Consider the following 6,126-nt stretch of genomic DNA (forward strand, 5'->3'; position numbering starts at 1 on the left):
TTTAAATTATATGATGAGACCCTTCTGCTTAGCCAATAAAAGCCAATCAGGAAATTCATTCAATAACCGATCATACAACTCATTATCAGTAATTTCAGAGAGATCATTTATACTAAAAAAATTTGCATTATCAATGAAGCGATCTTCAAGAATATCCAACTCATCAAGAAACAAAAAATTACTTCTACCGATACCCACAAACTGGATAAATAGGCCTAAATGTGATGCAGTTCGAATGATTTTTTTGGTCTCTTCTGGATCATGGCAATCCCCGTCAGTAATAAACATAGCAAAGCAAGGTAAGTCAGGCCTGATGTTTCTAACATTGTAGAACTTACGCCCGAAGCCAAGAAACCCTTTTTTGATAATTGTTGTTTCTGGAAAATAGAAATCTACAACTCGTTTTAACACCCCGGCATACTTAGTCCCCCCCTCAAGTTGATGTTTATTTAATATCTCGCGATCTACAAATTCAAAAAAGTTTTTCTGTTCAATTTCCCCAAGATAATAATCGTTTTTACCAAAAGCAAAAATGTCCGCAGCTCCATTGTCATCAAAGTTCATGGCCAGTGCGAGCAGCCGTTGAAAAGCCTGTTGTATTTTTCCAGAGTGAAGCTGAATATCCATTGATTGAGAGATATCTATAATTACACTGACTTTCGCCTTTTGTTCTCCTAATCCCCTTTTTGCTAAACTAATGGATGCTTTCTTACTTAAATTAATTAACTCAATCTGCGCTTTTTCTAAGTTAATCACCCTTGAACCTCCTCATTGTGGTTATTTAAAATTCAAGCTTTAAACAAGGCTACATTTTCCTATCGAATTATTTGACAAAAAAAATGCACAACTAAACCCATAAGGGTTGAGTTGTGCGTGCTTCGCAACTTTTGGAGTCATTCAATTAGTAATAATTAAATACATTTACAATTAGAATTTTAGTTAAAATCCAATGACTATCAGATACTTTATCTATAGAAATGGGTATATTGATTAGAAACAAACACTATAAATTGTGCAGCCTTTTTCTCTAAATCATAATTGCACTACCATAATACCACCAATTAGGAATAAAGTCATTTCATTTTTTTTACATTTTTAATATTTCCGGTATGTATTTCTAACAAAAATTCGACAATAACTACCTTCCTCTTTTTTCAATCAATAAATTAACTTCCCTGAGATCCTTTTGAGAAAGCCTTTTATAAGGTTTATAATCTAGCCCTTCTTGTTGGAGAACTTTATCAATAATGAAATAACGATCAAATTTATAAATTAGTACCTGAGGATTCTTATGAGAAACATCAAGCAAGCTATTCTTATAAGGTGTTGCCCACGCCAAATAACAGTACCCAATAAACAGATAAGTATTTATTAATAAGAGTCCAAAACCTAGCAAGAAGTAAGTCTTTACAGTTAGAGTTGGATGATTGGTTGATATAAGTAAGCTAAGCTGAAAAATTGTTAACATTAAAAATATTGATTCTAAAAGTATGAGACTCCAAAACCAATACTTTGAAGGTCTACGAAAATGCATTCTGGATCTCCACTTCCTCTGCTCTCCAATCAAAACGGTCAATAGCTGAATGAAAAGCAGCATCATTGATGTGTAGAGAAACTATTTGTTCTAGTTCAACTAAAGTTTTTTTTGCTAGTAGTTTCTCCTTTGGAGTTCCATAATTTATCATAGCAAGTACACATATATACTTATGAATTAACACACCCGATTCGAGTTGGTTTATTCCCTGAATGTCGGGAAATTCATTATTGCAATTCATTATTGACACCTCTTTCAAGAAAAAAATTCGACCTGTTCTTTGAGTTTGAAAAACAAACGAATTCAAAGTTCAGCACCCAATAAATTCAATTAACAAACGAAAAATCGACCCTTTAACTTTCAGCTTGAATCATGCTTCTTGAATGACTTATTCTTTAATTCCAGCATTGTGAGTTTAGGAACATACTCAGTTCTGTATCCTCCGCAATTTAAGTAATTCATCGTACCTTAGCACGTTTGAATCCTCTTACTTGTAATTTCGTTAAACATATTTTAAATATCGTTCTTCCAACCATTGTACATATGATTTTCTCGAATTACTTTCCTTAAAATCCAAAAACGGTTTCATATTTTCGATTAAGACAAAAAACTCTTCCTCTTTCTCTCCAATATAAAACTTAACGATCTTATCTTTTGGATAATATAAGGTTTCGCTCCATTTAAGTGATTCATCATTTCTCTTGCCAACCCATATAGGAGTTTCAATGGATTTATTATATCCTTCAAATTCAGAGAAATCGAATTCACAACCAAAACATTCATCCTCGCCTCTCCACATTGAAACCAATCTGGCTCTCATTCCCGGATCAAAACTTTCATAATTTTGTGCACCCTCAGTAAATTCAACGACAGGTTTGATTCCATTTTTACATATTTCGTAAAAATCTAGGCCGCACGATACCATCTTATTTTCTCCTTTTATCAAAAGTTTCAAAAAAATTGTTCCCTCAATCAATTGAATCACGTCAGCAGAAACCCACATCAATTAACGTTAAAACTAAGTATAAGTGTTTATTCTGCTTGCTTGTTCGTTTGGCAGAGGAAGGTCTTTTTCATACAATAAGTTATACAAATCTTTCTTTTCAATTATTGATTTTATCACTTCTTAAATGTTAATCATAGAGTGAACACATTACTTTTATTTTAAAGCTAAAAGATGAAGCCAATCTTTAAAAATGAAAAACAAAAAGAATCTGAAGAATACAATAAGGCTGTCTTCAGATCCTTGGTATCTATAAAAACTAAAAACGTACTGACTACAAGCAGTTCTTTATATTAGGATTTAGGATGACTTGCGACCCGATAAAATCGTCAAAATATACTCCTGTATTAGGCTCACCTTTGTCCCATTTCTCATAAAGCAATGGATTTATTGCTAATTTAATGTCATCGCTATTTAGGTTGAAATCTGAATCTAAATCAGTATTGAAAACAATTTTATTTCTAAATTGCTTCTCCGGTGCAGGATACATCATCTCAGATGATAAGAGAAGCCCCAAAGTGGTTTCATAGGAGAGATAACGAAGTATATTAAATGAAACAGAAACAATTTCTGTAACCAAAGGATTTAGAGTAACTTCCAAAAGCTCTCTGGGTATATCGACTGCCAGCACCATTTGTTGCGGTTCATCTAACTTCCCAACCATAGCCCAGAAACTCCATACAGCTCTCAAAAAGGAGAGTGCTCTAATGGTTAGGTCTTCGCTTTCTTCAAGGTAATAGACCGTTCCGTTCTCTTTGGACTTAAACCAGGGAACCCTACATAGCTTTTCAAGTTCATGCTTTAATTCGTTCTTTAAAGCATGGCTCTCTTCTAAGTTCTCAATTGTTCTTATATACCCGTTTAATGGTCCTTCCATATGCCACTTATATGATGTTGGAGGCATCAAATCACTACGAGTCACCCCTTTTGAAAAAGCAATTAGATTAAAATAAGCACTAGAGAAAAATCTTCGATTGTTGATAAAAACATCTCTATCCTCATATAATTCTGATGGGTCAGGCATTTTTTCGGACCAAAGAATTGCGTCACTGTCGAATCGCACCCCCAGCACCTTGTCAGAAGTTGTTATTCGATAAACGGCCTCTCTATCCTGGGTTTGAATCTCTGAAATCAAACGTTCAACAAAAGACAACCTTGGGCTTTTGGTAGCAGATCCAACAACAATTATTGTAGAATGTTCTTCTTCATGCCAAGGCCAAAATACTTCTGCGGCCGTTTCAACATCTTCTCCTAAAATAATGGGCTTATATGTTAGATTTTCATTCATGTTATGCCTCCTAAAAATAAAGAAGCACGCGCTAAAACAGGCTTATTAAGCCTTGTAATAGCGGTGCTTCCGCATAGTTTTATTCATTATAACTCTACAGATATCATTTGACCATAGAAGTAGCTTTTCCTGAAACCTTCATATCATCATAATCTGTCACACGATTTTTCCCATTTTGCTTGGAATAATACATGGCTTTATCTGCCATGTGAACTAAATGTTCATAAGTGACTGTAGGTTCACTTTTGGCGTAGCCTATACTTAGGGTTACAATTGTTTCAGAATGTACTCTTGCTCTAATGTGCTCAGTTAGAGTATTGATATCTATATCGCTTGCTTCAAGATTTACATATGCAACTATTTCTTCACCACCGTACCGAGCTGCAATACCATAGGAACTAACTTCTTCTTGTACGATACCCGCTACTTTTATTAATATTTCGTCTCCTTTATTATGTCCTTCAGAGTCATTTAATTTTTTGAAATTGTCGATGTCACAAAAAATTGCATATATGATATTGCCCGGCTTGTTAAGATCTGTCTGCAGCTGTTTGTGATATTGCTTTTTATTAAAAATACCCGTGAGGGGATCAGTGACAGATGCAAAATACGAATTCATAAGTAAACGGCTCAATCGATCTTGTAATGTAGCAAATATCATAATCAGTATAAGAGGTAGTAAGAGATTGGATATGACCCACATATCTGTTGATTTAGTTAAAATCGCTAATATGTTTAGGATAGCTTGAAGAGGCAGAAACAATAAAATTATAGTAGTTTTGATTGCTGCTTTTAGATTCACTTTAAGCTGATTTAAAAGTAAGAGTGAGATTATTATTATTATTACGTTTGAAAATATCAAGAAATCTAGAATCACAAAAATTAGATAAATCATAACTAACGTGTATAATGTTATCTTTTCAGATCTCTTTTGCATCCATTGAACTTGAGTCAAGAGAACAATAAAAAGCACTATACTTGTAAGAGAGATCTTCTGAAATAATTCCCCTTCAATTGTTAAGCCAAATACATATGCTAGAATTGATATGAGCTGCGATACCGTCAATACAAGAGCGCATACTGTAATTGGCAAATATCGTTTTCTTCTCGCTAAATATAAATGGTGAGTAACATAAAGCAAAATAAGAGTTAATGGTAAAGAGATGAAAACAGTGCCTGCTGAAAAATTAACTCCAAATAGATCTCTAAACATAAAAGCCTTCCTTCCCCATCAAAAAAGCACCACTAAGCCGATGTTCTCAGCTTAGTGGTGCTTCCACTTGGATTACGTATTTTATTAAATACATTGTACCAGATTCCTATTCATGTAGCTATATACTCATGGAATCTTTCTTTGTTATTCCTTTACTTGGACAAGTGGTAAATAAAAAGAAAAACGCGACTTGTTTACAGCAACGGATACTTGATGCAGTCAGTTTTCATTATTTTAATTCCCAAATCAATGGGTTACATTCGATTTAAAATCATCATAACTTGATAAGTTACCGTGGTAATACGCTACGTCTCCGTCCGGTGCGGCAAATCTATGACCATATTTATCGTTGATGATATTACTGAAGCCTTCCATTTGCCATTGATTGTCCAGTGGTGTAGATTCGCCAGGTAAACGATAGTACCTAAGGTATGGCTTGTCTTCTCCGTTACGATACGTTTCAATTTGGAAGTTCACTACGATATATCCATTTTTAAGCCAAATCGGTGAGCTGTCCTTCAGGCCATTGTGCGTCCGACCATATTCCATAATGTTATAACCAGATGGCACGACATAAGGAGATGCCGGCAAACTAAATTCACCGTACCATTGCTGTTCGGCTGATACTGTGCGATTGACATTTACCCCTTCAGGGATGTTATCGACTGGTCCGATCATCGTTCGCACGCGCTGGGTGAGATCCAACCAGCTATAACCACCAATCAGACTTGGTTTGCTGGCTTCAAGGACAAAGTGCTGGAAACCGTAGCTCTTCACAAAATTAGCCGTGTTGTTGATATCCGTTTTGGATATATTCCGCATCGGATCATTCAATTTGATCGTGCGCTGCACGGTATCCTGATTGGAGCCGATCTTCACGAAATACTGCCTCTTCGTCTGATTGTGGTAATACAAGTCCACACGCTGCCGGTTCGTACCGTCCTTATTCACGAAATAGAAGGTCGGCACAATCTTGACGTGATCGCCAGCCGAAGCCATATTGCCCTTGGTCTTAAAATCAAATTATTGGAATAGGTAAGGGTTTGATATGATCTCCGCCTTTTCCCCTCCTCCACACCGTGCATGCA

7 protein-coding genes are annotated in these 6,126 nt (G+C 35.4%); all 7 read right to left on the reverse strand.

What is annotated here, in order from left to right:
* Positions 1–6 precede the first annotated feature (6 nt).
* Positions 7–756: a VWA domain-containing protein gene (locus QD47_RS20825; RefSeq protein ID WP_044647925.1), complete on the reverse strand. Its 750-nt coding sequence runs from the start codon at positions 754–756 to the stop codon at positions 7–9.
* A gap of 382 nt (positions 757–1,138) precedes the next feature.
* Positions 1,139–1,534: a hypothetical protein gene (locus QD47_RS20830; protein WP_044647926.1), complete on the reverse strand. Its 396-nt coding sequence runs from the start codon at positions 1,532–1,534 to the stop codon at positions 1,139–1,141.
* Entirely contained in the window at positions 1,521–1,775 is a 255-nt protein-coding gene (locus QD47_RS20835; protein ID WP_044647927.1) for a hypothetical protein, read from the reverse strand. Before QD47_RS20835 ends, QD47_RS20830 begins: the two co-directional genes overlap by 14 nt.
* Positions 1,776–2,036: 261 nt before the next feature.
* Entirely contained in the window at positions 2,037–2,519 is a 483-nt protein-coding gene (locus tag QD47_RS20840; protein ID WP_152643838.1) for a hypothetical protein, read from the reverse strand.
* A 292-nt stretch (positions 2,520–2,811) separates the two neighbouring features.
* The gene (locus QD47_RS20845; protein ID WP_044647929.1) at positions 2,812–3,825 is read right to left on the reverse strand and encodes a hypothetical protein; all 1,014 of its coding nucleotides are present in this window, start codon (positions 3,823–3,825) and stop codon (positions 2,812–2,814) included.
* 103 nt (positions 3,826–3,928) lie between these two features.
* Complete coding sequence (locus QD47_RS30160) at positions 3,929–5,038, reverse strand: GGDEF domain-containing protein (protein WP_052646840.1); 1,110 nt, start codon at positions 5,036–5,038, stop codon at positions 3,929–3,931.
* A gap of 246 nt (positions 5,039–5,284) precedes the next feature.
* Positions 5,285–6,037 (reverse strand): hypothetical protein, encoded by a 753-nt coding sequence (locus QD47_RS20855; RefSeq protein ID WP_044647930.1) that lies wholly within the window; start codon positions 6,035–6,037, stop codon positions 5,285–5,287.
* Positions 6,038–6,126 lie beyond the last annotated feature (89 nt).

It is taken from the genome of Paenibacillus terrae (genome assembly GCF_000943545.1).
GTDB lineage: Bacteria > Bacillota > Bacilli > Paenibacillales > Paenibacillaceae > Paenibacillus > Paenibacillus terrae_A.